This window comes from Brevundimonas sp. GW460-12-10-14-LB2 (assembly GCF_001636925.1).
GTDB lineage: Bacteria > Pseudomonadota > Alphaproteobacteria > Caulobacterales > Caulobacteraceae > Brevundimonas > Brevundimonas vesicularis.
In genome coordinates, this window is the sequence record NZ_CP015511.1 from 1,664,058 (window position 1) to 1,688,976 (window position 24,919).

26 protein-coding genes and 1 pseudogene are annotated in these 24,919 nt (G+C 65.7%); 17 read left to right on the forward strand and 10 right to left on the reverse strand.

Annotated features, from left to right (window positions below):
• Nucleotides 1-58: 58 nt before the first annotated feature.
• Nucleotides 59-826: an EAL domain-containing protein gene (locus A4249_RS08280; RefSeq protein ID WP_066551911.1), complete on the forward strand. Its 768-nt coding sequence runs from the start codon at nt 59-61 to the stop codon at nt 824-826.
• 42 nt (nt 827-868) lie between these two features.
• Here A4249_RS08280 and queF read toward each other — a convergent pair whose 3' ends face one another.
• On the reverse strand, nt 869-1,330 hold the full coding sequence (gene queF, locus A4249_RS08285) for a preQ(1) synthase (RefSeq protein ID WP_066554928.1): 462 nt from the start codon (nt 1,328-1,330) through the stop codon (nt 869-871).
• Nucleotides 1,331-1,803: 473 nt separating this feature from the next.
• On the opposite strand from queF, the gene A4249_RS08290 reads away from it, so the two are divergent.
• The 5 genes from A4249_RS08290 to A4249_RS08310 all read left to right on the forward strand — a co-directional run bounded on the left by A4249_RS08290 (nt 1,804) and on the right by A4249_RS08310 (nt 4,407).
• Complete coding sequence (locus A4249_RS08290; RefSeq protein ID WP_066551912.1) at nt 1,804-2,736, forward strand: NAD(P)H-dependent flavin oxidoreductase; 933 nt, start codon at nt 1,804-1,806, stop codon at nt 2,734-2,736.
• Between the two features lie 38 nt (nt 2,737-2,774).
• Nucleotides 2,775-3,491 carry a TorF family putative porin gene (locus tag A4249_RS08295; RefSeq protein WP_066551913.1) on the forward strand — a complete coding sequence of 239 codons (717 nt, stop codon included), beginning with the start codon at nt 2,775-2,777 and terminating at the stop codon, nt 3,489-3,491.
• A 176-nt stretch (nt 3,492-3,667) separates the two neighbouring features.
• Nucleotides 3,668-3,880: a cold-shock protein gene (locus tag A4249_RS08300; RefSeq protein ID WP_008260450.1), complete on the forward strand. Its 213-nt coding sequence runs from the start codon at nt 3,668-3,670 to the stop codon at nt 3,878-3,880.
• Between the two features lie 51 nt (nt 3,881-3,931).
• The gene (locus A4249_RS08305) at nt 3,932-4,126 is read left to right on the forward strand and encodes a hypothetical protein (RefSeq protein WP_055754798.1); all 195 of its coding nucleotides are present in this window, start codon (nt 3,932-3,934) and stop codon (nt 4,124-4,126) included.
• A gap of 23 nt (nt 4,127-4,149) precedes the next feature.
• On the forward strand, nt 4,150-4,407 hold the full coding sequence (locus tag A4249_RS08310) for a hypothetical protein (RefSeq protein ID WP_055754797.1): 258 nt from the start codon (nt 4,150-4,152) through the stop codon (nt 4,405-4,407).
• Nucleotides 4,408-4,409: 2 nt separating this feature from the next.
• Here the strand turns inward: A4249_RS08310 and A4249_RS08315 are convergent, their stop codons facing one another.
• Nucleotides 4,410-5,573, reverse strand: a complete 1,164-nt coding sequence (locus tag A4249_RS08315; protein ID WP_066551914.1) for a cystathionine gamma-synthase — start codon at nt 5,571-5,573, stop codon at nt 4,410-4,412.
• A 4-nt stretch (nt 5,574-5,577) separates the two neighbouring features.
• Complete coding sequence (locus A4249_RS08320; protein ID WP_066554931.1) at nt 5,578-6,978, reverse strand: pyridoxal-phosphate dependent enzyme; 1,401 nt, start codon at nt 6,976-6,978, stop codon at nt 5,578-5,580.
• Nucleotides 6,979-7,096: 118 nt separating this feature from the next.
• Here A4249_RS08320 and rnr point away from each other — a divergent pair, with 118 nt between their 5' ends.
• Genes rnr through A4249_RS08335 form a run of 3 tightly spaced genes read left to right on the forward strand, consistent with a single transcriptional unit; the run spans nt 7,097 to nt 10,519 of the window.
• Nucleotides 7,097-9,406, forward strand: coding sequence for a ribonuclease R (rnr, locus tag A4249_RS08325; RefSeq protein ID WP_066551915.1), 2,310 nt, complete (start codon nt 7,097-7,099; stop codon nt 9,404-9,406).
• Nucleotides 9,403-10,104 (forward strand): NUDIX hydrolase, encoded by a 702-nt coding sequence (locus A4249_RS08330; protein ID WP_055754794.1) that lies wholly within the window; start codon nt 9,403-9,405, stop codon nt 10,102-10,104. The genes rnr and A4249_RS08330 overlap by 4 nt, the downstream gene beginning before the upstream one ends.
• A 1-nt stretch (nt 10,105) precedes the next feature.
• The gene (locus A4249_RS08335; protein ID WP_066551916.1) at nt 10,106-10,519 is read left to right on the forward strand and encodes a DUF5990 family protein; all 414 of its coding nucleotides are present in this window, start codon (nt 10,106-10,108) and stop codon (nt 10,517-10,519) included.
• A gap of 2 nt (nt 10,520-10,521) precedes the next feature.
• On the opposite strand, the gene A4249_RS08340 is transcribed toward A4249_RS08335, so the two are convergent.
• Nucleotides 10,522-11,088 carry a hypothetical protein gene (locus A4249_RS08340; protein ID WP_066551917.1) on the reverse strand — a complete coding sequence of 189 codons (567 nt, stop codon included), beginning with the start codon at nt 11,086-11,088 and terminating at the stop codon, nt 10,522-10,524.
• A 126-nt stretch (nt 11,089-11,214) separates the two neighbouring features.
• Here A4249_RS08340 and rpmG point away from each other — a divergent pair, with 126 nt between their 5' ends.
• Nucleotides 11,215-11,382 carry a 50S ribosomal protein L33 gene (rpmG, locus tag A4249_RS08345; RefSeq protein WP_003164451.1) on the forward strand — a complete coding sequence of 56 codons (168 nt, stop codon included), beginning with the start codon at nt 11,215-11,217 and terminating at the stop codon, nt 11,380-11,382.
• 75 nt (nt 11,383-11,457) lie between these two features.
• Here rpmG and A4249_RS08350 read toward each other — a convergent pair whose 3' ends face one another.
• Both A4249_RS08350 and A4249_RS08355 read right to left on the reverse strand, forming a co-directional pair.
• Entirely contained in the window at nt 11,458-12,819 is a 1,362-nt protein-coding gene (locus A4249_RS08350; protein ID WP_045810078.1) for a PleD family two-component system response regulator, read from the reverse strand.
• Complete coding sequence (locus A4249_RS08355) at nt 12,816-13,181, reverse strand: response regulator (RefSeq protein WP_164952723.1); 366 nt, start codon at nt 13,179-13,181, stop codon at nt 12,816-12,818. Before A4249_RS08355 ends, A4249_RS08350 begins: the two co-directional genes overlap by 4 nt.
• A gap of 106 nt (nt 13,182-13,287) precedes the next feature.
• Between A4249_RS08355 and A4249_RS08360 the strand changes: the two genes are divergently transcribed.
• Genes A4249_RS08360 through A4249_RS08370 form a run of 3 tightly spaced genes read left to right on the forward strand, consistent with a single transcriptional unit; the run spans nt 13,288 to nt 16,637 of the window.
• Nucleotides 13,288-14,556: a DNA polymerase IV gene (locus A4249_RS08360; RefSeq protein ID WP_082854111.1), complete on the forward strand. Its 1,269-nt coding sequence runs from the start codon at nt 13,288-13,290 to the stop codon at nt 14,554-14,556.
• 8 nt (nt 14,557-14,564) lie between these two features.
• Complete coding sequence (locus tag A4249_RS08365; RefSeq protein ID WP_066551918.1) at nt 14,565-15,860, forward strand: nicotinate phosphoribosyltransferase; 1,296 nt, start codon at nt 14,565-14,567, stop codon at nt 15,858-15,860.
• Nucleotides 15,861-15,896: 36 nt separating this feature from the next.
• Nucleotides 15,897-16,637 carry a polysaccharide deacetylase family protein gene (locus A4249_RS08370; protein ID WP_066551919.1) on the forward strand — a complete coding sequence of 247 codons (741 nt, stop codon included), beginning with the start codon at nt 15,897-15,899 and terminating at the stop codon, nt 16,635-16,637.
• Nucleotides 16,638-16,639: 2 nt separating this feature from the next.
• Here A4249_RS08370 and A4249_RS08375 read toward each other — a convergent pair whose 3' ends face one another.
• Nucleotides 16,640-17,536: a hypothetical protein gene (locus A4249_RS08375; RefSeq protein ID WP_066551921.1), complete on the reverse strand. Its 897-nt coding sequence runs from the start codon at nt 17,534-17,536 to the stop codon at nt 16,640-16,642.
• Between the two features lie 106 nt (nt 17,537-17,642).
• Here A4249_RS08375 and A4249_RS08380 point away from each other — a divergent pair, with 106 nt between their 5' ends.
• Together A4249_RS08380 and A4249_RS08385 are read left to right on the forward strand one after the other, a co-directional pair.
• Complete coding sequence (locus A4249_RS08380) at nt 17,643-18,101, forward strand: RidA family protein (protein WP_066551923.1); 459 nt, start codon at nt 17,643-17,645, stop codon at nt 18,099-18,101.
• Between the two features lie 8 nt (nt 18,102-18,109).
• Nucleotides 18,110-19,244, forward strand: a pseudogene (locus A4249_RS08385) (GNAT family N-acetyltransferase).
• 52 nt (nt 19,245-19,296) lie between these two features.
• Here the strand turns inward: A4249_RS08385 and clpA are convergent.
• Nucleotides 19,297-21,597: an ATP-dependent Clp protease ATP-binding subunit ClpA gene (gene clpA / locus A4249_RS08390; protein ID WP_066551924.1), complete on the reverse strand. Its 2,301-nt coding sequence runs from the start codon at nt 21,595-21,597 to the stop codon at nt 19,297-19,299.
• A gap of 13 nt (nt 21,598-21,610) precedes the next feature.
• Nucleotides 21,611-21,940 carry an ATP-dependent Clp protease adapter ClpS gene (clpS, locus tag A4249_RS08395; RefSeq protein ID WP_017504641.1) on the reverse strand — a complete coding sequence of 110 codons (330 nt, stop codon included), beginning with the start codon at nt 21,938-21,940 and terminating at the stop codon, nt 21,611-21,613.
• A 171-nt stretch (nt 21,941-22,111) separates the two neighbouring features.
• On the opposite strand from clpS, the gene A4249_RS08400 reads away from it, so the two are divergent.
• Nucleotides 22,112-22,585 carry a nuclear transport factor 2 family protein gene (locus tag A4249_RS08400; RefSeq protein ID WP_066551927.1) on the forward strand — a complete coding sequence of 158 codons (474 nt, stop codon included), beginning with the start codon at nt 22,112-22,114 and terminating at the stop codon, nt 22,583-22,585.
• Nucleotides 22,586-22,646: 61 nt separating this feature from the next.
• On the opposite strand, the gene A4249_RS08405 is transcribed toward A4249_RS08400, so the two are convergent.
• The gene (locus A4249_RS08405) at nt 22,647-23,138 is read right to left on the reverse strand and encodes a phasin family protein (protein WP_082465129.1); all 492 of its coding nucleotides are present in this window, start codon (nt 23,136-23,138) and stop codon (nt 22,647-22,649) included.
• Between the two features lie 275 nt (nt 23,139-23,413).
• Between A4249_RS08405 and A4249_RS08410 the strand changes: the two genes are divergently transcribed.
• Entirely contained in the window at nt 23,414-24,904 is a 1,491-nt protein-coding gene (locus tag A4249_RS08410) for a D-alanyl-D-alanine carboxypeptidase family protein (protein ID WP_066551928.1), read from the forward strand.
• Nucleotides 24,905-24,919 lie beyond the last annotated feature (15 nt).

Below are 24,919 nucleotides of genomic sequence, written 5' to 3' on the forward strand. Positions count from 1 at the left end.
TTCGACATCAGTCTTTAACGCCTGCCGCCTTAGACTTGCCGGCCAGTAGGAGAAGCTTATGTCTTGCGCAGGTTGTAAGGATGGGGCGGGGTTTGACCTGCCGATCACCATGGCGTTCCAGCCGATCGTCGATGTCACGACCCAGACGGTCTTCGCCTACGAGGCCCTGGTGCGGGGCAAGGACGGCCGGGGCGCGGGTCAGGTTCTGTCGCATATCTCCCACGACAACCGCTATGCCTTCGATCAGCTATGCCGCACGACCGCCATCGATCTCGCCGCCGGTCTGGATATGACGGCGGGCGGCGCCAGCCTGTCGATCAACTTCCTGCCCAACGCCGTCTATGAACCGCGCGCTTGCATCCGCGCCACCCTGGCGGCGGCTATGCGCACCAACTTCCCGGTGGATCGGATCATCTTCGAGTTCACCGAGAGCGAGGTGATGGACACCGACCACATCCTGAACATCCTGCGATCCTATCGCGCCATGGGCTTCAAGACCGCCATCGACGACTTCGGCGCCGGCTATGCGGGGTTGGGCCTGCTCAGCCTGTTCCAGCCCGACATCGTCAAGCTGGACATGGCCCTGGTGCGCGACATCGACACCAACACGGTCAAACGCACCATCGTGCGCCACACGCTGAACATGCTGCGGGACCTGGGCATCCAGCCGGTCTGCGAAGGCATCGAAACCCTGGCCGAACACGATGTCCTGCGCGACCTCGGCGTCGATCTGATGCAGGGCTATCTGTTGGCGAAACCGGCCCTGGAAGCCTTGTCGCCTGTCGCCTGGCCTGACCAGGCTGCGCCTGCCGCCCTGAGCGCCTGATCGCCGGGTGCCGCCGCTAAACGGCGGACGCGGGGCCTCTGACTATCCCCGCCCGCGATAGGTCGGCACGCCTTGGTCCGGCAGCCACAGCCCTTCGGGCGGCGCACCGGTCTGCCAGAAGACGTCGATCGGGATGCCGCCGCGCGGATACCAGTATCCGCCGATCCTCAGCCACTTGGGTTCCAGCAGGTCCGCCAGCCGCCGCCCGATAGCGACGGTGCAGTCCTCGTGGAAGGCGCCGTGATTGCGGAAACTGGTCAGATACAGCTTCAGGCTCTTGGACTCGACCAGCCAGTCGCCCGGGGCATAGTCGATGACGATGTGGGCGAAATCCGGCTGGCCCGTCACCGGGCACAGGCTGGTGAACTCCGGCGCCGTGAACCGGGCCAGATACAGCGTGTCCGCATGCGGGTTCGGCACCCGCTCCAGCACCGCCGTCTCGGGACTGGTCGGAGCGGCGGTTTGGGCGCCGAGCTGGCTGAGGTTGTCGGTGTAGTGGGTCATGCCGGGCATTTAGGCGCTTGCCGCTCAGATGAAAATCCTCCCCCGCTGCACTTCCCTCTCCCATTGGGAGAGGGCTTGAGCGCACGGCGGCGTCAGCCGGCGTCATTGCGCGAAAGGGTGAGGGTCGGATGGCGTGATCTGGCCAACCGACCGACCCTCATCCGGCCCTCCGGGCCACCTTCTCCCAACGGGAGAAGGAAGGCGATCAGCCAGCCATCCTAGTCCCGGACAACTACCCCTACCCTTTCAACGCCGTCGCGGCGGGCAGCGTCAATCGACCGACCCTACGTCCGAACCATCGTATGATGGCCGGTTTTCACCCGCCGCCAGCCCCTACCCTCTTTCACCCCGCCTCCGACCCGAGATTAGACGAATTAGACTCATTTTTTCGCGCCACCGTCTGAAATCCCTGCGATTGCCTTCCCCGGCGACAGCCCGCTAAGCGTAGCGAAAGAAAACCAAAGGAGACGTCCGTGGCCATTCCCGCTTCGCTGCAAAAAGGTCTGATCCTGCCGATCATTTCGGCGCCGATGTTCCTGGTGTCCGGACCGGATCTGGTGGTCGAGGCCTGCAACGCGGGCGTGATCGGCACCTTCCCGTCGCTGAACCAGCGCACGACCGAGGGCTATCGCGACTGGATTCATGAGATCAAAGGCCGGCTGAAGCCCGAGGCCGCGGCTTTCGGTGTCAACCACATCGTCCACCCGACCAACCCCCGGCTGATGGCCGACATGATGGTGTCGGTCGAGGAGAAGGTGCCGCTGATCATCACCTCCCTGGGCGCCGTGCGCGATGTGGTCGACGCGGTCCATGGCTACGGCGGTCAGGTCTTCCATGACATCGCCAACATTCGTCATGCGCGAAAGGCGGCCGAGGCGGGCGTCGATGGTCTGATCCTGGTCGCCAACGGCGCGGGCGGCCATGCGGGCGTCATCAACCCCTTCGCCCTGGTCAATGAGGTTCGCAGCTTCTTCAAGGGGACCATCATCCTGTCGGGCGCGCTCTCGACGGGTCAGGATGTGGCGGCCGCCCTGATGCTGGGCGCGGACTTCGCCTATATGGGCACGCGCTTCATCAACACGACCGAGGCCATGGCCGCTGACGCCTACAAGCAGATGGTCATCGACAGCGGCGCGACCGACATCGTCCACACGCCCGCCGTGTCCGGCATCCCCGCCAACTTCATGAGCAAGTCGCTGATCGAAAACGGCATCGATCCGAAGACTTTGCCAGAGCACAAGCTGGACATGGGCGACGAGGCCAAGGCCTGGAAGACCGTCTGGTCCGCCGGCCAGGGCGCGGGCGCCATCCACGACGTCCTGCCGACCGCCGAACTGGTCGCGCGCCTGCGACAAGAGTTCGCTCAGGCCACGGAGGAATTCGCCATCAAGGCCGGAGCACGCTAAAGGCGGCGCAAATCCGCTTCTCTCGCGCTGGAGCCCCCATGATCCGAAGGACCATCCTCGCCGCCCTCTCCGTCTCCGCGCTCGCCGTTGCGCTGCCGGCCGCCGCTCAGTCGGCGCCTGGATCCGCCCCGACGTTCGCGCGCGACGCCTGGTCCTTCGAACTGGGCGCGGGCACGGACAACCGCTCCAAGGATGCGTCCAAGTCCGGCAACGACGGCTACGCCTTCGGCTCGGCGACCTGGGAAAGCGCGGACGGCCTGTTCTACGTCGGCCCCGGCTTCCAGACGATCCAGGCCGGCGGCTCCAACGTCGAGGCCGAGTTCGTGGTCGGCTATCAGCCCGAGGCCTTCGGCTATCGGTTCGACTTCAACGTCGCCTACAAGAACCGCCTCGACGCCGAAGCCGGCTATGATCAGGACGCCTGGGAGATCACCGGCAACGCCAGCCGCTCGATCGGCCCGGCCAGCGCGCGACTGCAGGTCCAGTATTCGCCCGACGCCGCCGGCTCGACCGACAGCTTCACCTGGGTCGAGGGCCGCCTGGGCTGGGACTTCACGCCCCAGCTGAACGGCACAGTCGCCGTCGGTCGTCGCGAACAGAACGGCGCGCCCGATTACACCGGCTGGAACGCCGGCGTGACCTACGCCCTCACCGAGGCCGTGGAGCTGGACCTTCGCTACTACGACACGGACGCCCACACCTTCGGCGAACAATATGAGGACGCCCTGGTCGCCAAGGTCGCCTACGCCTTCTGATCGCCAGCCCCTTGCGTAACGGTTGTCAGGCGCCCATCTAGGTCTGGTCGATCTCTCTGCGTAACGCCGCTGCTCCCTTTGCATCACGCACCGAGGTCCAAAAGCCGATCCCATTCAGACCCGACAGGCCGACCAGGGATCCCTCCCTGCGGTCAACGCCAGACGGAGGTCTCCAAATGGCTACCGGCACTGTAAAATGGTACAACCCCACCAAAGGCTACGGCTTCATCGCGCCCGATGATGGCGGCAAGGACGTCTTCGTCCATGCCTCGGCCGTCGAAACCTCGAGCGTCGGCTCGCTGAACGAAGGCCAGAAGATTTCCTACGAAATCGAGCGCGATTCGCGCTCCGGCAAAGAGTCCGCCGGTCGCCTTACGGCGGCGGAGTAGGACACGCTCCACGCGTCCAACACGAACGAGCCGGCCCCGACCAGGGCCGGCGTGATCGCCTTCGACGGCGAGGTCATCAAACTGATGCCGCTCGGCGGCCGTCGCGTTCGCCTGGACAACGGCCACCTGATTACCGTCCTGCCCTCGCTGGGCGCCCAGACGGGCGTCTCGCTGCTGGGCGACCGCGTGACGGTGGAAATCGCCTTCAATCAGCTGAAGGGCTGGCGCCTGTCGCGCCAGCCCTGAGGCTTCTGCACACGGATGCCGACATGACCCCGCTCGCCGACATGATCCCCGCGATGACCGACGCCGACCTGACGACGCTGCGCGCCAACGCCGCCCGCCTGGTCGAACACGGCGCCTCGACCCAGGTCATGGCCGCCAGCGACATCATCCCGGTCATCGACACCGAAATGGCCCGCCGCGCGGCCCTGCCCAAGCCCGCAAAGGCCCCGGTCAAGCGCGCCGCCCCCAAGAAGAAGCTGCCGCCGGTCACCGGCCACCAGACAGCCCTTCCTTCCAGCTGATATCAGCCCAGGGCCTGATCCAGATCTGCGATCAAGTCCTCGACGTTCTCGACCCCGACCGACAGCCGGATCAGGTTGTCGGTCACGCCGCCCGCCTCGCGCACCTCCCTGGGCACGCTGGCGTGGGTCATGATCGCCGGGTGGTTCACCAGGCTTTCGACCCCGCCTAGCGATTCCGCCAGGGTAAAGACCTGAACCCGCTCCAGAACGCGCTTGGTGCGCTGCAGATCGCCCTCCAGGATCACCGTCACCATCCCCCCAAAGCCGCCGTGCATCTGGCGCGCGGCCAATTCATGCTGCGGGTGGGCGATCAGGCCGGGGTAGATCACCTTGGCGATCCCCGCGCGCGTCTCCAGCCAGCGTGCGATGGTCAGAGCGTTCTCGCAGTGCGCCTTCATCCTCAGCGCCAGGGTCTTCAAGCCCCGGTTGGCTAGGAAGGCGTCGAACGGCCCCATGATCCCGCCGACCGAGTTCTGCAGGAACTTGATCCGCGTCGCCAACTCGGCGTCGGCCGTCACCAGCACCCCGCCGATAATGTCCGAATGGCCGTTCAGGTATTTGGTCGCCGAGTGCATCACCACGTCCGCCCCCAGGCTCAGCGGCTGCTGGCAGAACGGGGTGGCGAAGGTGTTGTCCACGACCAGCAGCAGACCATGCGCCTTGGCCACCTTCGACAGGGCGGCGATGTCGGCCAGCTTCATCAGGGGATTGGTGGGCGTCTCGACCCACAGCATCTTGGTCTTGGGCGTGATCGCCGCCTCGACCGCCGCGATGTCGCTCAGGTCCACATAGGCGAAGTCCAGCCCCATGGTTCGCCGACGCACCCGCTCGAACAGTCGCCACGAGCCGCCGTACAGGTCGTCGCCCGTGACGATGTGATCGCCCGCATCCAGCAACTCCAGCGCCGTCGAGGTCGCCGCCATGCCCGAGCCGAAGCCGAACCCGTGCGTGCCGCCCTCCAGGTCGGCGATACAGGCCTCGAACGCCTCGCGCGTCGGGTTCTTGCCCCGCGCATACTCATAACCCTTGTTCACGCCCGGGCTTTCCTGGGCGTAGGTCGAGGTGGCGTAGATCGGCGTCATCACCGCGCCCGTCGTCGGGTCAGGATGTTGGCCCGAATGGATGGCGCGGGTCGAAAAGCCCTGGCTGTTCTTCTTGTCAGTCATAAGCTTACCGGTTCAGGCTGAGGTGATTGATCAGGTCGGTGCGCGTGATCAGGCCGACGAACCGCTCGCCGTCCAACACGATGGCCACCCGGTCGCGGTCGAAGACAGGGATTAGGGCGTCCAGAGGCTCATTGACCTGAAGCGTGTCCAGATCCCGCGTCATGGCCGAGGCCACCGGCTTGGCGAACCGCTCCTTCCGCGTGATCTCGTCAGTGTTCATGATGCGGATCAGGTCGCTTTCGTCCAAGATCCCGACCAGCCGGCCGTCTTCGATGATTGGCAGTTGCGATACGTCGGCACCCTTCATGCGCTTGAAGGCGGTGTCCAAGGTGTCGCCCGGCCCGGCGACGACGACGTCGCCCTTCTCGTATTTGCGGTTGATCAGGTCCGACAGGTCGCCATGCAGCTCGCGCTCGCCCAGGCCCTGATCCGCCAGCCAGGCGTCGTTATAAACCTTGGAGAGATACTTGGCCCCGGTGTCGCAGACGAAGGTCACGCAAGTCTTGGCTTCCGTCTGCTCGCGGCACCAGCGCAGCGCCGACGCGATCAGGGTGCCGGACGACGAGCCGGCCAGAATGCCTTCCTTCAGCAGCAGTTCGCGCGCCGTGGCGATCGCCTCGGCGTCGGGGATGGAATAGGCCTTGTCGATCAGGCTCATGTCCGCCGTATCGGGCACGAAGTTCTGGCCGATTCCCTCGACGGTGTAGCTGCCTTCCGGCCCCGGCACGCCGTCGTTGACGATGCCGGCGAGGGTCGAGCCGACCGGATCCGCCAGGATGATCTGGGCCTTCGAGCCAACGCTCTTCAGAAACTGCGCGGTGCCGGTGATGGTGCCGCCCGAGCCGATGCCGGCGACGAAGGCGTCGATGTCGCCGCCCGTCTGCTCCCAGATTTCGGGGCCCGTCGTCTTCACATGGGCCTCGGCGTTAGCGGCGTTGGCGAACTGGTTGACGTAGAAGCCGCCGGGAATGCCTTGGGCCAGACGCTCGGCCATGTCGGTGTAATATTCCGGATGGCCATGCGGGACGTCCGAACGCGTCAGACGAACATCGGCGCCCATCGCCCTGAGATGCTGGATCTTTTCCTTGGACATCTTGTCCGGGATGACCAGAAGCACCTTATACCCCCGGGCCCGACCGACCAGCGTCAGCGCCAGGCCGGTGTTGCCCGCCGTCGCCTCCACGATGGTGCCGCCTTCCTTCAGGAAGCCTTCGCGCTCGGCGGCGTCCAGCATGGAGATGGCGATCCGGTCCTTGATCGAACCGCCGGGGTTCTGGGACTCCAGCTTCAGCAGCAGGCGGCACGGGCCGGTGTCGATCTTCGTCACCTCCACCATCGGCGTCTTGCCGATCAGATCCAGCGGCGACGAGACGGTCGCGCTCAGGGCGGGGGCGGTCAGGGACATCGAAAACTCCATTCGGGGCGGGCGGAAGCTGAAGCCCCGCCTTCACATGGTCAACTCACGCAAGATTTGACCCCTCAAGATTTACTCAAGGGCGCGGTTCCGCGCTACGAAAGACATAATGACCAAATCATCCAAGAGGCCGCCCGCCGGTCTCCCCGACAAAGACACCCTCGTCGCCTTTCTGCGCGAGGCCGGATCGGCCGAGAAGACCGACATCGCGCGCCATTTCGGGCTGAAAGGCGGTGACCGCAGGGCCTTGCGGGAAATGATCCGCGAACTGGAAGCCGAAGGGCGACTGGGCAAACGCGGTCGCAAAGGCTTTTCCGAAGCCGGCGCCCTGCCCCCCGTCGGCGTCGCCGATGTGATCGAGCGCGACGGCGACGGCGAACTGTATGTTCGCCTGGTCGAGGCCAGTCCCGACGCCCCGCGCGCCATTCTGATGCCCGACAAGTCAAAGGCCGCCCCTGGCCTAGGCGACCGCGTGCTGGTGAAGTTCCAGCGCGGCGCGGAGGGTTGGGAAGCCCGGCTGATCAAGAAGCTGGACGTGGGGACCAACCGCGTCCTGGGCGTGATCCGCAAGTCAGCGCGCGAAACCCGTGTCGAGCCGGTCGATCGTCGCTCCAAGGACGTGCTGGTGGTGCCCCAGGCCCAATCCGGCGACCTGCGCGACGGCGACCTGGTTCTGGCCGCCATTGAAAAAGGCGACCAACGCTATGGTCCCAAGCGCGGCAAGATCCTTGAGCACATCGGCAAGGAGGATGATCCCCGCGCCGCCTCCCTGATCGCCATCCACGCCCACGGCGTCCCGACGGGCTTCTCCGAAGCGGTCGAACGCGAGGCCGAGGATCAGGCCCTGCCGACTCTGAAGGGGCGCGAGGACCTGCGCGAGGTCCCCTTCATCACCATCGACCCCGCCGATGCGCGCGACCACGACGACGCCGTCTATGCGGCGCGCGACGAGGATCCGAAAAATGAAGGCGGGTGGATCGTCTGGGTCGCCATCGCCGACGTCGCCGCCTACGTCCGCCCCGGCAGCCAGCTGGACCGCGAGGCGCGCGACAAGGGCAACTCGACCTATTTCCCCGATCGGGTCGAGCCGATGCTGCCGGAGGTGTTGTCGAACGGTCTGTGTAGCCTGAAGGAGGGCGAGAACCGCGCCTGTCTTGCCGTGCGGATGGTCTTCGACAAGGACGGCCGAAAGACCGAACATAGGTTCGTGCGTGGTTTGATGCGGTCGCACGCCAAGCTCAGCTACGAGCAGGCGCAGGCCGCCATCGATGGACAACCGGACGACACGACCGGCCCGATCATGGAGGCGATCCTCTATCCGCTGTGGAACGCTTATCACGCCATGCTGAAGGGCCGGCTGAAGCGCAGCCCGCTGCAGATCGAGTCGGCCGAACGCCGCATCCGCATGGCGCCCGATGGCGGCATCGCCTCCATCGAAAAGCGCGCTTCGCTGGAGGCGCACCGGCTGATCGAAGAGATGATGATCCAGGCCAACGTCTGCGCCGCCGAAACGCTGGAGCAGAAGAAGACGCCGCTGATCTACCGCGTGCACGACACACCCAGCCAGGAGAAGATCTTCAACCTGGCCGACTTCCTGTCGACTATCGGCAAGCCCTGGAACAAGGGCGAGCCCGGCACGACCAAGCGGTTCAACAAACTGCTGGACGAGACCCGCAACACCGAACACGCCGATGTCGTCAACGAGGTGGTCCTGCGCAGCCAGATGCAGGCGATCTACAGCCCCGAGAATATCGGCCACTTCGGCCTGAACCTGGATCGCTACGCCCACTTCACCTCGCCGATCCGGCGTTATTCCGACCTGATCGTCCACCGCGGCCTGATCCGGGCGCTGAATCTGGGCAAGGACGGACTGACCGACCGCGAGATCGCCGAACTGCCGGCCATCGCCGAGGGCGTGACCATGACCGAGCGCAGGTCGATGGCCGCCGAGCGCGACGCAATGGATCGCTATATCGCCGCCTATCTGGAAGAGCACGTCGGCGCGACCTTCGCCGGGCGGATCACCGGCGTGACGCGGTTCGGCCTGTTCATTCGTCTGGAGGACACGGGCGCGGACGGCCTGGTGCCCGTCTCCACGCTCGGCAGCGAATACTTCACCCACGACGACCGCGCCCACGCCCTTGTCGGCGAACGCACGGGTAAACGCTTCACCCTGGGCCGCATGGTGGAGGTCAAGCTGCGCGAGGCGACCCCCGTCACGGGTGGCTTGGTGTTCGAAATGCTCAGCGAGCCCGAACCCCGCGATCCCAACGCCCCGGCCCCACGCTACGGCATTCGCGGACGCGGCGGTGACGGCCCGCCGATGCGCGGCAAGAACCGCCCTGGCGGCCCCAAGCCCCGCAACGGCTCCAAACCCTCCGGCGGCCTGAAGGGTGTGAGGAAGGGCAAGCGCAAGTGACCCCTTTCGACGCCGCTCAGGATCTGGCCGACGCCCCGCGTGTCGGCGGGGCTCAGCGGCCGAAGGATGCGGCGACGCTGATCCTGACGCGTGGCGGCGATCGGCCCGAGGTGCTGATGGGGCGGCGCGCGCCTGGCCATGTGTTCATGGCGTCGAAGTGGGTGTTTCCGGGTGGGCGGATCGATCGCAGCGACTTCAACGCCGCCGCGACGGATGAGTTGTCGGGCGAGGTTGCGCGGCGACTGGAAGGCGAATTGCCCGCTCGCCGTGCGCGCGCCCTGGCCCTGACGGCGGTGCGCGAGACGTTCGAGGAGACAGGGCTCATTCTGGGGCGGCCGGCGCCCCGCGCCTCCGTCGCCGGACCTTGGCGCGAGTATCGCCAGGCCGGCGCGCTGCCCGATCTGTCGGTCCTGTCCTATGTCGCGCGCGCGATTACGCCGCCGGGCCGGACCCGCCGGTTCGACGCCCGCTTCTTCATGGCCCCGGCCGATGCCCTGCTGAGCCCGGAGCCGACCGCGGGGTCGGGCGAATTGGACGAGATCGCCTGGCTGCCGTTGGACGAGGCGCGCGCACTGGACCTGCCCGCCATCACCCGGTTTGTGTTGGGGGAGTTGGCCGAGCGGTTGAAACACCCGAACCGGCCCCTGCCCTTCGTGCGGATGGTGCGGGGTCGGCACACGGTCGAACACAGGGACTGAAATGGCCGGAACGACGATCACCCTGCGCCTGACGATCGCCGACCCCGTCGCGGGCGTCGCCTACAGTCTTCAGGACAAGGCGAACATGCCGGTCGAGCCGCGCATCGCCAGCGCGGACCCGATCAGCTTCGACGCGCCCGTCACCCTGTCCGAGGATGACCGCCTGACCGGCCCCTTCGTGCGGCGCGAGGGCGCGACGCGGCGGTTCGTCTATATCGCGATCGGCACGTCGGCAGGCCAGCACGCCAGCGAATGGAGCCGACGCGCCAAGATCGACGTCCACGATATTCCCGCCGATCTGCTGGCCCCGGCGCGCCAAGGCGAGGTGCTGGAAGTCGTCTTGCCCGGCCGCGCCAAGGACGGCGGCCCCGCCTGCGCGACCGTACGACCGATCAGAGCCTGGCGCGCAATCTGACCCTAGTCGGCGATCGGCCTGGTCAGGTCGAACTCGACGCGGAAATGCCGGTTGGGACGACGAAGCTCGTAGGCGAACACCCGGTCGGGATGAACCTCCATCGCCCAGACATTGGTGATCGAGATCGCCGCGTCATTGGCTTTGAATAAGGCGATCGATTCGGCGTCGACCGGGAATTCCTGACGCTCGGCCGTGCCGGCGTTGACCGTATCGCCGCCATACCAGTGCAGCACGTCGGTCGTCCCATCCGCATGGCGGTGATCGTGCTTCAGCCGAAGGCCCGTGTCGGTCTTGGTCACGACCCAGGTTCGCGAACGATCCGACCCCACGGCGAAGGGAATACGCACCTCGTCCGGCGAACAATCGCGAACATGCATCACCAACCGCTCGCTGGCGAACCTGGCGTCGGCGGCGTCATTGGTGACGACCCGGCCTTCGAATCGTTGGCCGCAAAGGGCGGTCAACCGGGCCAGGAAATCGTCCTGGGACTGAGCCGGATCGGCCGTTGCGACGCCGAGGGACGACAAGGACATCAGGGCCGTAGCGGCCAGCAGGGATGCGATTTTCATGCAGTCAGACTATATGTGCGTTCCGCCTCATCAACGTGGCATCGCGCCCGTTGACTTTGGGGCGATCCTGAGTATGTTCCGCGCCTCTTATTTTAAGCGGCTTTCGCCGTCGCAGAGGTAATTCCGATGGCCAAACCGGCTTCCATCAAGATCCGCCTGAACTCCACGGCCGACACCGGCTTCTTCTATGTCACCAAGAAGAACGCCCGCACCATGACCGAGAAAATGGTCGTCAAGAAGTACGACCCCGTCGTGCGCAAGCACGTCGAGTTCAAGGAAGGCAAGATCAAGTAAGTCCTTGATCCGCTGAGAATTGAAAACGCCCGGCTGGTCTCCAGCCGGGCGTTTTTCGTTGTCTGGACGCCCTCGTTACGCCGCCTTGGCGATGACCCGGTTGCGGCCGGCAGCCTTGGCCTCATAGACCCCCTCGTCGGCGCGCTTCAGCAGGCCTTCAGGCGTATCGCCGTCGCCGGTCGTAGCGGCCACGCCGATCGAGATGGTGATGGTGATCTGCTCCTTGCCGCCCATGACGCGGAACGGCGCTGAGGCGACGTCTCGGCGAATCCGTTCGGCGACGCGGCCGGCGTCTTCCAGGCTGGCGCCCGGCATGACCACCACGAACTCCTCGCCGCCCATGCGGCATGGCAGATCCACGGCCCGGACATTGGTGGCCAGGCGCACGGCGAACTCCACCAGCACCTCGTCGCCAGCGTCGTGGCCGAAGCTGTCGTTGACCGACTTGAAGTGGTCGATGTCCAGAACCAGCACGGCCACCTGGGCCCCGCCCTGGGCCGCACGACCCACCAGCGCCTGCAACTGGCCGGTCATGTAGCGCCGGTTGTGCAGGCCGGTCAGGGCGTCGGTGACGGCCATTTCCATGCTGCTGTCCAGCTTCTGGCGCAGGAAGTCGGTGTAGCGTTTGCGACGGATCTGGGTGCGAACCCGCGCCGACAGCTCCTCGGTATCGACAGGGCGCGGCAGGATGTCGGCGGCGCCCAGTTCCAGCGCCTTGATCATGCGCGGCCTTTCGGTCGGCTCCACGATCGCCAGGATCGGCGCGCGGCGGGCATCGCCCGACTTGGCCTGGGCGACGATCCGAAGGCCGTCGAAGCTGGCGGCGGCGACGTTGACGATGATCAGGTCCAGCGCGCCCTTGGCCGCAACCAGCGCCGCCTCGGGATCCGTTTCGATGGTGACGCGATGTTCGCCGCCCAGTTCCTGGGCGATCTTCTCGGCCTGACGCTGGTCGTCATCGACGATCAGAACGCGCCCGCCCTCGCTACGCAGCCGCGCAGCATTGTCCGAATCGACGCCCAGACGACGGCCGCTTTCCTCGCGCTCGCGCAGCTCGTCCATGACGTGCTTCAGCCGCGTCAGCGACTTGACCCGCGCGAACAGGATGACGTCGTCGATGGGCTTGGTCAGGAAGTCGTCGGCTCCGGCCTCAAGCCCCTTGATCCGATCCTCGCGCCCGTCCAGCGCCGTGACCAGCACGACGGGAATATGGCGCGTCTCGGCCTGGGCCTTCAGCCGTCGGCATGTCTCGAACCCGTCCATGCCGGGCATCATGACGTCCAGCAGGATCAGGTCCGGCTGGTGCTCGGCGGCGATGGCCAGGGCTGACAGGCCGTCGTTACAGGTCAGCACATCATAATATTCGATGGTCAGCTTGGCTTCGAGCAGGCGGACGTTCACGTCCACATCGTCGACGACGAGGATACGGGCGCTCATCCGAGGTGCTGCCGGATGGTTTCAAGGAAATGCATGACCGAGATCGGCTTGGAGATATAGGCCTCGCAGCCGCCCTGACGTATCCGCTCCTCATCGCCCTTCATGGCGAAGGCGGTGACGGCGATGACGGGGATGTGGTTCAGCTCCTCGTCGTCCTTCAGCCACTTGGTGACTTCCAGACCCGAAATTTCCGGCAGCTGGATATCCATCAGGATCAGGTCGGGATGATGGGCGCGCGCCAGGGCGAGCGCCTGCAAGCCCTCGCGGGTCTGCAGGGTCTCATAGCCCTGGGAGTCGAGCAAATCATGAAAAAGCTTCATGTTCAGCTCGTTATCCTCGACGATGAGGACTTTCTTGGACATCATCACCTGACCTGCGCGCCCCTCGAACGCGGGACGCCTCGTTGGTCGCATTCGTAGGCGCCCAGTCTTAAGTTGGGGTGAAGCCAACCTTACGGAGACCTTAAGCGTGGCCATCAAGGCCATCTGTCGCGACTGCTTGTGGACCGGCGAAGATCCCGCCGGGCCGCGCGAGAACCGCTGTCCGGCGTGCGGATCGCGGCGCGTGGTCGTAGACGCCGAACTGGACCAGTTGTCGATCGCGCACATGGACTGCGACGCCTTCTACGCCTCGGTGGAGAAGCGGGATCGGCCCGAACTGCGCGACAAGCCGGTGATCGTCGGCGGCGGAAAGCGCGGCGTGGTCTCCACCGCCTGCTATGTCGCGCGTCAGTATGGCGTCGGCTCGGCCATGCCGATGTTCAAGGCGCTGAAGGCCTGTCCTGAGGCCGTTGTGATCAGGCCGGACTTCACCAAATACGTCTTCGAATCGCAGCGCATTCTGGGGGCGTTGGGACAGCTGACGCCCTTGATCCAGCCCTTGTCGCTGGATGAGGCCTGGGTCGATCTGTCTGGCACAGAGCGACTGAACGGCGGCCCCCCGGCGCTGCAGCTGATCCGCTTTCAGAAACAGATCGAGGAGGAGACCGGCCTGACCGTCTCCATCGGCCTGGCGCCCAACCGCTTTCTGGCCAAGATGGCGTCGGAGATGGACAAGCCGCGCGGTTTCTCCGTCGTCGGCGCCGCCAACGCCCAGGCCCTGCTCGCGCCGCGCCCCGTCACCGCCCTGCCGGGCGTCGGGCCGGTATTCGGCAAGGCGCTACGCAGCGACGGCTATTCGACCATCGGTGATCTGGCGCGGGCAGACGTGCGCGACCTAGTCAAACGCTACGGCGAATCCGGTCTGCGCCTGCACGATTTGGCCCACGCCCGCGACGCGCGCGCCGTGAACCCCGAGCGCGATCGCAAAGGGATGAGCGCCGAAACCACCTTCAACGAAGACCTGACGTCGGCCGAAGCGCTGGAGGCCGAGCTGTGGCCCCTGTGCGAGAAGCTGGCGTCCAAAGCCCGGCGCGACGGGGTCGCCAGCCGGGTGCTGGTGCTTAAGCTGCGCCGCACCGACTTCAAGATCGTGACCCGACGCGTCACCCTGCCCGATCCGGTGCAGACGGCGCGCGCCTTGTTCGCTGCGGGGCGCGATCTGCTAAAGCCGGAGCTGGGGCGCCCCTATCGTCTGATCGGTATCGGTATGGCGGACGTGCAGGACGCGGAGGACGCGCCCGCCGGCCTGTTCCAGACCAGTGAGACGCGCGCCTTGAAGACAGAGCGTGCCATCGACGTGCTGCGCGAAAAGTTCGGCAAGGACGCAGTGGTGGCGGGCCGTGCGCTGAAGCCGTAGGACAGGGCATGGATCTCGCTAAACGCGCCTATGACCATGGCTTTCGCCTGGACCCGATCGTCCGCAGTCTGCTGGACACAGACTTCTACAAGCTGCTGATGCTGCAGATGATCTGGCGCGAGCATCGCGACGTGCCGGTCGTCTTCCAGGTCATCAACCGCACCAAGACTGTGCGTCTGGCTGACGAAGTTGATATCGACGCCTTGCGCGAACAGCTGGATCATGCCCGCACCTTGCGCTTCACCAACAAGGAATTGGTCTGGCTGGCGGGCAACAGCTTCTATGGCGTGAAGCAGATCTTCTCGCCCGACTTCATCGCCTGGCTGACCGACTATCGCCTGCCAGACTACGAGCTGTCGGTTCAGGACGGGCAGTATGTGCTGACCTTCTCGGGTGCTTGGGCCGAGGTGACGCTGTGGGAAATCCCGGCGCTGGCGATCCTGAACGAGTTGCGCTGCCGGGTCGGGATGCGGCGGCTGGGCCGGTTCGAGCTGGACATCCTGTATTCTCGCGCCAAGACGCGGCTGTGGTCCAAGGTCGAGCGGCTTCGCGCTCTGCCCGACCTCGCCCTGTCCGACTTCGGCACGCGGCGGCGGCATGGCTTCCTGTGGCAACGCTGGTGCATTCAGGCGTTGAAGGAGGGGCTGGGCAAATCCTTCATTGGCACGTCCAATGTGTTGCATGCCATGGAGAACGACCTTGAAGCCATCGGCACCAACGGCCACGAACTGCCGATGGTTCTGGCGGCCCTAGCGCTAGACGACGCGGCGCTGGCCCAGGTTCCATATGCGGTGCTCGACGAATGGCGCAGACACTATGCGGGCAATCTGCTGATCGTTCTGCCCGACGCTTTCGGCACCGAGGCGTTTCTGGAGCAGGCGCCCGATTGGGTGGCGGACTGGACCGGCTTCCGTCCCGACTCGGCCCCGCCCATCCCGGCCGGCGACCGCCTGATCGACTGGTGGCGCGCGCATGGACGAGAGCCAAGGGAGAAGCTGCTGATCTTCTCGGACGGGATGGACATCGACGGGATCGAGGCGACGCACGCCCATTTCCACGGCCGCGCTCGGCTCAGCTTCGGATGGGGCACCAATCTGACCAATGATTTCCGCGACTGTTCGCCCGCCGTCGCGCCGGAACTGGAGCCGATCTCCCTGGTGTGCAAGGTGGTCGAGGCCGGCGGTCGCCCCGCCATCAAACTGTCGGACAATCCGGCGAAAGCGGTCGGCGATCCCGGCGAGATCGAACGGTATCGCCGTGTCTTCGGCGTGCGCGGTCTGACGGCTCAACCCGTCACGGTCTGAAACCCGGCCTTAAGCCAGTCATGCGAAAAGGCGGGCATGAGCGCCTTTCTCGACAAGATGCGTCGCCGCGCCGGCCGCTATCTCGATGTCCGTCCCGCCACGGTCCAACCCGCGCGCGGCGTCCTCAGCCTGTCGTTCGACGACATCCCAGCATCGGCCTGGACCGAGGCCGGGCCGATCCTGGCCCAGCATGGGGTCAAGGCAACCTACTATGTCTGTGGCGGCCTGTCGGGCGGTCGCAATCTGGACCTGCCCCAGTTCGAGGTGGAGCATCTGCAAGCCCTCCGTGAGGCCGGGCACGAAGTCGGATGCCACACCTATGAGCATGTCTCGACCCTGACCCTGTCGCCGGCCGAACTGGACGCCAGCCTGGCCCGCAACGCCGCGTGGGTGGCCGAGCGGCTGGACGGATACGAAATGCAGACCTTCGCCTATCCCTTCGGCGATTGCGCCCTGCGGTCCAAGCCGGTGATCGACAAACGCTTCCTGTGCGGGCGCGGCGTACGCGACGGGGTCAATGCCGGGCGTTCGGATCGCAATCTGCTGCAGGCCATCGGCCTGGAGAGCCGTCGCCTGCCCGGCTACGACCTGGAGGCGCTGGTGGCGGAGACGGCGGCGTCAAAAGGCTGGCTGATCGCCTACGGCCACGATGTCAGCGACGCGCCGACGCCGTATGGTTGCCGTCCAGAGGACATCGATCGATTGATCCGACTGGCCAGGGCGGCCGACTTGGACATTCAGCCGGTCGCGGCGGCGTGGCGGATGGCGACAGCCTGAAATCAGGCGGCGTTACGCCGATCCGCCCAGGCGATCAGCTCCTTGCGGGGCCAGATCATCAGCCAGGACCGGGCGGTGTATTCGCCGCTATCGATCAGCGCCTTCCTCGACGCAGACGCCGTCGCCGCCCGTTCGGTGTGGATCTCGCCCGGTCCTTGGTGGACCATGAAGGCACCGCCCTTCAGCGGGTTCAGCCGCAGGTGCGCCAGGCGGGGGCTGATCTCGGTCAGGGGCGGATCGTAGAACCAGCTGGAGCCGATCATGCCCGCCAGTTCAGGGCGCGCGCGGCACAGCTCCGCCGCCGTCGCCCAGGCCTCGTTCCAGCCGTCCTCGTTGAAGCCCCTCAGCCAACGGCTTTCGGTATGCACCTCCAGCCACGGCTCGCGCTTGGCGCCCGCCGCCAGATAGCGGAACAACGGCTTGACGCCCCAGCCGTCGCGGACGTGTTTGACGATCTGCCCAGGTCCGACCGGTGAAGAGAGATCAATCACCTGGCTCTTGCCCCCCGGCACGCTGAGCGCCAGGGTGAAGCGCACGTCCTTCGACCAGTGGTCGAAGACGTAGTCGCCCTCGGCCTTGTCCAGAAACGCCGCAAGCTGTTCGATCCAGTAGGGATACAGCGCCATCACCTCGGCCGGCAGGTTCATCGTCGCCGCACGGTCGGGCAGTTGCAGCGCCCAGGCGGCGACCAAACCCCGACGCACATCGTCGGATGCATCAGCGCCCAAGAGCGCATCCACCGCCTTGGCCGGCATTTCGAAGTCCCAATGCGGCGCAGCCTCGGCGGCCTTTTGCGCGGCCGGGATTACGGCGGCGTCCACGCGCGCGCGGTCGTCAGGAGACAATCGCGCCAGCACGGCATGGAAGGCGGCGACGTCGGGGGTCAGGTGCATATCCATGATCGCACCATGACACGGCGCGGTTGGCGAACCTTTAAAGCGCGCCGAACGGGTGACGCCGCCCTTGCCCCGCGCTAAACCGCGCCCAGATAAACAGGAGCCCCCCATGACCATCGAAGCCCGCATCGCCGAACTCGGCCTCACCCTGCCGGAACCCGCCAAGCCGGTGGCCAGCTATGTCTCCTATGTCCGCTCGGGCAATCAGGTCACCATCTCGGGCCAGCTGTCGAACGACGCGAACGGCGGGATCAAGGGCACGGTCGGCGTGGACGTGACGCCGGAGCAGGCGCTGGAAGCCGCGCGCCTGTGCGGTCTGAACCTGATCGCCCAGATCAAGGCCGCCTGCGATGGCGATCTGGACCGGGTGGTCCGCATCGTGAAACTGGGCGGCTTCGTTCAGGCCGGCCCTGACTTCACCGCCATTCCCGCCGTGATCAACGGCTGCTCGGACATGATGGTCGAGGTCTTCGGCGACGCTGGCAAGCACGCCCGCTCGGCCGTCGGCGTGTACAAGCTGCCGCTCGGCTTCGCCGTCGAGATCGATGCGATCGTGGAGATCCGCTGATCTTTCAGATCTCGGTTCACGAAGGGATCGCCGACATCGGCCGAGAGGCCTGGGACGCGTGCGCGCTGCCCACCGGCGATCCCTTTATCTCCTACGACTTCCTGCACGCGTGCGAGGCCTCTGGCAGCGCCGCGCCGCGTCAGGGCTGGGCCCCACGACACTTGGCTCTGAGGGGTGAAGACAACGCGGTATTGGGCGTCATGCCCCTCTATCTGAAGGGCAACAGCCAGGGCGAATATGTCTTCGACCACAGCTGGGCCGACGCCTATGAGCGGGCCGGCGGCCGCTACTATCCCAAGCTGCTGGGCGCCGTGCCCTTCACCCCCCGCGACCGGCCCGCGCTTCCTGAACCATCCCGAGGCCGACGGCGCGACCGTGCGTCAGGCCCTGATCCAGGGGGCGGTGACCCTGGTCGAACGGCTGGGCGTGTCCTCCCTGCACGTCAACTTCCCGACCGAGGCGGACTGGTCCGCCATGACCGAGGCGGACCTGCTGCCACGCCAGGACATCCAGTTCATCTGGCGCAATAACGGCTATCGGTCCTTCGACGACTTTCTGGCCGCCCTGTCGGCCAACCGCCGCAAGACCATCAAGCGCGAGCGTCGCGACGCCCAAGCCGATCTGGATATCCGCGTCCTGACCGGCGCCGACATCACCGAGGCCCACTGGGACGCCTTCTTCGCCTTCTACATGGACACCGGCTCGCGCAAATGGGGCCGGCCCTATCTGACACGCGACTTCTTCAGTCGCATCGGCGCGACCATGGCCGACCAGATCGCTCTGGTCATGGCGTTTCGGGATCAGACGCCCATCGCCGGCGCCCTGAACTTCATCGGCCGCGACGCCCTTTACGGCAGGCAATGGGGCACGCTGGAAGACGTGCCCTTCCTGCATTTCGAGCTTTGCTATTATCAGGCCATCGAATTCGCCATTTCGCGCGGACTGTCCCGCGTCGAAGCCGGCGCCCAGGGCGACCACAAGATCGCGCGCGGCTACCTGCCCTCATCCGTCTATTCCGCCCACTTCATCGCCGACCCTGCCCTGCGCGATCCCGTCGCCCGCTATCTGGACGGCGAACGCCCGGCCGTGGCGGCGGAGATGCGGGCGATGATCGAAGAACTCTCGCCCTACAAGCAGGCATAGAAAAAGGCCCGGCTGCTGCCAGCCGGGCCTTTCGCCATCACCTTTTCGAGGATCAGGCCGTCTCTTCTTCCTCGGCTTTCGCGGGCGCGCTGGCGCTCATGATGTCGAAGTCGATCTTCCCGTCCTTCAGTTGGACCCTGACGTGTCCGCCGCGCGTCAGACGCCCGAACAGTATGTCGTCGGCCAACGGCTTCTTGATCGAGTCCTGGATGACCCGCGCCAGCGGACGCGCGCCGTACAGTTCGTCGAAGCCGTTCTTGGCCAGCCAGTCGGCGGCTTCGTCGGTCAGTTCGATGGTGATGTTGCGGTCCGCCAGCTGTGCTTCCAGCTGAAGGATGAACTTGGTCACCACCGAGCGGATCGTGTCGGCCTGCAACGGCTTGAAGGCCACGATGGCGTCCAGGCGATTGCGGAACTCCGGCGCGAACAGGCGCTGGATGGCCTTGTCATCCTCGCCCTCGACCTTGCCCCGGCCAAAGCCGATGGAAGCGCGGGCGTTGTCGGCGGCCCCGGCGTTGGTCGTCATGATCAGGATGACGTTCCTGAAATCGACCTTCTTGCCGACCGCATCGGTCAGCATGCCGTTGTCCATCACCTGAAGCAGGATGTTGTAGACATCCGGGTGCGCCTTCTCGATCTCGTCCAGCAGCACGACAGCGTGCGGATGCTGATCGACGGCGTCGGTCAGAAGCCCGCCTTGGTCATGTCCGACATAGCCGGGAGGCGCGCCGATCAGACGGCTGACCGTGTGGCGCTCCATATATTCCGACATGTCGAAGCGCTGCATCTCTATGCCCAAGGTGGCGGCGAGCTGCTTGGCGACCTCGGTCTTGCCGACGCCGGTCGGGCCGCTGAACAGGAAGCTGCCGATCGGCTTGTTCGGATCACGAAGACCCGCCCGCGCCAACTTCATGGCCGCCGACACCTGCTCGATGGCCTGTTCCTGACCGAAGACCGCACGCTTCAGGTCGGTTTCCAGCTCGCGCAGGCTTTCCGTGTCGGACTTGGACACCGACTTGGCCGGGATACGGGCCATCTTGGCGATAACGGCCTCGACCTCCTTCTGACCGATGACCTTCTTCCTCTTGGATTCGGTCAGCAGCATCTGCGACGCCCCGGCCTCGTCGATCACGTCGATCGCCTTGTCCGGCAGTTTGCGGTCGGTCATGTAGCGCGCCGACAGCTCCACCGCCGTGCGCACGGCGCTGTCGGTATAGCGGACCTTGTGGTGCTGCTCGTAGTAGGTCTTCAGACCCTTCAGGATCTTCACCGTATCCTCGACCGTCGGCTCGTTGACGTCGATCTTCTGGAAGCGACGCACCAGGGCGCGATCCTTCTCGAAGTGCTGGCGATATTCCTTGTAGGTCGTCGATCCCATGCAGCGCAGGGTGCCGGACGCAAGGGCCGGCTTCAGCAGGTTCGACGCATCCATCGCTCCGCCCGAGGTCGCGCCCGCGCCGATCACCGTGTGGATCTCGTCGATGAAGAGCACGGCGTTGTCGTGGTTCTCCAGTTCCTTGACCACCTGCTTCAGGCGTTCCTCGAAGTCGCCGCGATAGCGGGTGCCGGCCAGCAGCGCGCCCATATCGAGCGAATAGATGGTGGCGTCCTTCAGGACGTCGGGCACCTCGCCGTTGACGATCTTGCGGGCCAGACCTTCGGCGATGGCGGTCTTGCCGACGCCGGGATCGCCCACCAGAAGCGGGTTGTTCTTGGTCCGACGGCACAGGATCTGGATCGAGCGATCGACCTCGGCCTGACGACCGATCAGGGGGTCGACCTTGCCCTGGCGCGACTTCTCGTTGAGGTCGACGCAATAGGCTTCCAGCGCCTCGCCGCCCTGTTTGACGGCGGAAGCATCTTCGGCCTCTTCGGGCGAAGCGCCCTTGGCCGGGCGCGCCTCGTTGGCGCCCGCCTTCTTGGCGATGCCGTGGGCGATGAAGTTGACCGCGTCATAGCGCGTCATGTCCTGCTCTTGCAGGAAGTAGGCGGCGTGGCTCTCGCGCTCGGAGAAGATGGCGACCAGGACGTTGGCGCCGGACACTTCCTCGCGGCCGGACGACTGGACGTGGATCACCGCGCGCTGGATGACGCGCTGGAAGCCGGCGGTCGGCTTGGCGTCCTCGCCGTCGCTGGTGGCCAGGGCGGCCAAGTCGTTGTCGACATAGAGGGTCAGCGCCGCTTTCAACGCCGACAGATCGACGTTGCAGGCCTGCATGACGCCGGTCGCGTCGGGATCGTCGATCAGCGCGAGCAGCAGGTGCTCAAGCGTCGCATACTCGTGCCTGCGCGCATTGGCGTATCCCACCGCGCGGTGCAGGGTTTCTTCGAGAGGACGGGAAAATGAAGGCATAGGGAGGCTCCTCTCAGTCCTTTTCCATCGTGCATTGCAGAGGGTGCTGGTGGCGGCGCGCCGTCTCGATGACCTGCGCGACCTTGGTCTCGGCGACCTCGTAGGTGAAGACGCCGCAGACGCCGACGCCATGCTGATGCACATGCAGCATGATGCGGGTGGCCTCTTCCCGGCTCTTCTGGAAGAACCGCTCCAGCACATAGACGACGAATTCCATCGGCGAATAATCGTCGTTCAGAATCAGCACTCGATACAGCGAGGGCTTTTGCAGCTTCGGCTTTGTTTCGGTGACGACGGCGGTTCCTTGACCGCCGCCGGTCTCACCGGGCCTTTGTATGGGCATTCGTGTTCCGTAATCGGGGAGTCGTCTTGGCTCTCAGATAGGGAATGATGGCCTGAATTGAAGCGGCGTCCAGTCACGGCTTTCGTGAAGGGCGTCTGACAAAGATTTCACGTGATCACAGAAGGTCAACGGCTCAGGTTGAGCGCCTCAGTTGAACAGCTCCCGATCGCCATGCCCGCCGCCCTCGTCGCCGCCCTTTCGCTCGCCGCCTTCGCCCAGCCTACGCCGCTGGAAACCGCCGTCATGGCGGCCGACGCAAAACTGTTCGCTGTCTTCTTCGAGGGCTGCGACCCGGCCGGACTTCGGGCCATGCTGACCGACGATTTCGAGTTTTTCGACGACCGCGGCGGACGCGTGGCCACCGACGCCGACGGCTTTGTCGCGCAATACGCCGCGCGCTGTCAGGACCGCAGCGCGCCAGACGCATGGCGGACTCGGCGCGAGGCTCTGCGGGACGGTCTGGCGGTCTATCCCATCAACAACTACGGCGCGGTCGAAACGGGCGAGCACGTCTTTTACGAGCGGCAGGGCGACGGTCCGGAACGGCGCGTCGGACGCGCCCGCTTCACGCAGATGTGGAAACAGGAGGGAGCCGAGTGGAAGCTGGCGCGGGTCTTCAGCTACGACCATTCCGCCCTGCCCTGACAGCAAAGAGGCCCCGGAGCGAACTCCGGGGCCTTTTCGATTCTTCAGGCGGTTCGCGGGATTAGCGAGCGGCCTGGAAGGTTTCGACTGAGGCGGTTACGCGCTCGTTGATCGGCTTGATGCTGTCCTTGACCGTGGCGGTGACGATCTCGTTCGTCTTGGTCAGCTCGGCGACATAGCGCTCCATCGACTTCTTGGCCCAGGCGGTCTGAAGCTCGAAGAACTCCTGCACCGAACGGGCGGTCGACAGTTCCTTGGAGGCGGCGACGCCGTCTTCCCACGAAGACTTGGCGAAGCCCAGCGCCTGTTGCGACAGGGCCTCGGCGCCTTTCTGGGCGACGGTGACCGACTCGACCATGGCTTCCAGGGTCTTCTTGCTGTGCGCGTTCAACTCGGCCATCGAGGCCGTCGACTTGTCGATGCCTTCACGGAAGGCCTGGGTGCCAGCAGCCTGCATGGTTTCGGCTTGCGCCTTGACCTTGGCGGCAGCCGAAGTTGCGGCGGCGGTGGCTTGGTCGGCGGTTTTCTTCACGGTTTCAGCGGCGTCGGCCATGATCGTCTCTCCGGTAGAAGGCCCTTGGGGACGGGCCTGAGGGCGGAAATAATGACGCGAGAGGATCTCGCAGACCCGCAATATGCTGCACGTGCGAAGGTTTTTCAAGCGTTTTGTGCAATGCACAATATGATCGGCGATAACCTTGATCGGCCGGTCAAATTTGCGTTGACGCGCGGTTAACCACCACGAAACCTGCGCTTCCTATGCTAGCTGTTTGTTCGTGACGGCCGGGGGGCCTGTCGCACCCTGCTCACCGAGGGGTTGTCCCGCCCATGATTGCTTTTCTCCGCCGTGGCCTGTTCGCCGTCCTCGCGCTTTCGCTGGTTCTGGGCGCGAACGTCAGGCCGATCGAGGCCCAGACCGCCTACTCGGCCCAGGAGAACAGCCGCTACGCCGCCATCGTGATCGACGCCGCCACGGGCGAGGTCCTGTTCGCGCGCAACGCCGACAGCCGTCGCTATCCAGCGTCCCTGACCAAGATGATGACGCTGTATCTGACGTTCGAGGCGCTGTCTCAGGGCAAGGCCAATGTGAACGACGTGCTGACGATCTCGCCGCGCGCCGCGTCCCAGCCGCCATCGAAACTGGGCCTGGCTGCAGGCCAGACCATCACCTTGGACAACGCCATGCGCGCCACCGCCGTGCGGTCCGCCAACGACATGGCCCTGGCCATCGGCGAGCACATCGGCGGATCGGAAGCCCGCTTCACCAATATGATGACGCAGAAGGCCGCGCAGCTGGGCATGACCCAGACGCGCTACTACACCGCAAACGGCCTGCCGGACGCACGCCAGGTGACCTCCGCGCGCGACCAAGCCATTCTGGCGCGCGCGATCATGCGCGATTTCCCTCAGTATTACAGCTATTTCGGCCTTCACGACTGGGCCTACAACGGCCGCAACTATCGCAACACCAATGGCCTGCTGCCGACCGGGCGCGGCTATGACGGGATGAAGACCGGCTACACCAACGCCTCCGGCTATAACCTCGCCGCCTCGGCCGTGCGTGACGGACGACGCCTGATCACCGTGGTTCTCGGCGGCCGCTCGACCGCCAGCCGCAACGCCCACGTCGCCGAACTGATGGACACCGGCTTCGAAGTCGAGCGCCGCCGCGCCCAAGGCGAGCGGATTCAGGTGGCCCAGACCTTCTTTGAGCAGCGTGGGTTCGGCGTCGGGTCGGCGATCGCCGACGCCCCGATCGCCTATGCTTCGGTCAATGACGACGAAGACGGCGTCGGCGCGGAATCCACCGCTGTCGCCTATACGGCCGCGCCGGCGCCCGCCGCCCTGCCGACCCGTGTCGCCCCTGCCCCGTCGGAGCGCGCAGCCAGCCAGCGGGCCGCCGCAGCGCTGCCGCCCATTGGTTCGGCGCCGACCGCCTCCGCCGCTCCCCGTGCGCCTCGCAATGTCACCGCTTCGCTGAACGGCGCACCGGCCAATGCCGCTGTCGCGCCGTCCACCACGCCCCGTCGCTCGGCGTCGTCCGCAACGCGGGAACCCGCCCGCGCCGCTGCCCGCACGCCAGCCGGTCGCTGGGCGGTGCAGGTCGGGGCCTTCCGCGAAGAGAAGGTGGCAACCGACTGGCTGACCGAGGTCAACCGCCGCTTCCGCGATCAGTTCGCCACCGCCGAACGCAACGTCCAGACCGCCGGCGACTGGTATCGCTCGCGCTTCGTGGGCCTGACCGAAACCGGCGCAAAGTCCGCCTGCGAGGCGCTGGCCGCGCGTCGCGTGACCTGCATGGTCATCGGCCCCGACTGAGACCAAAATCGCGAG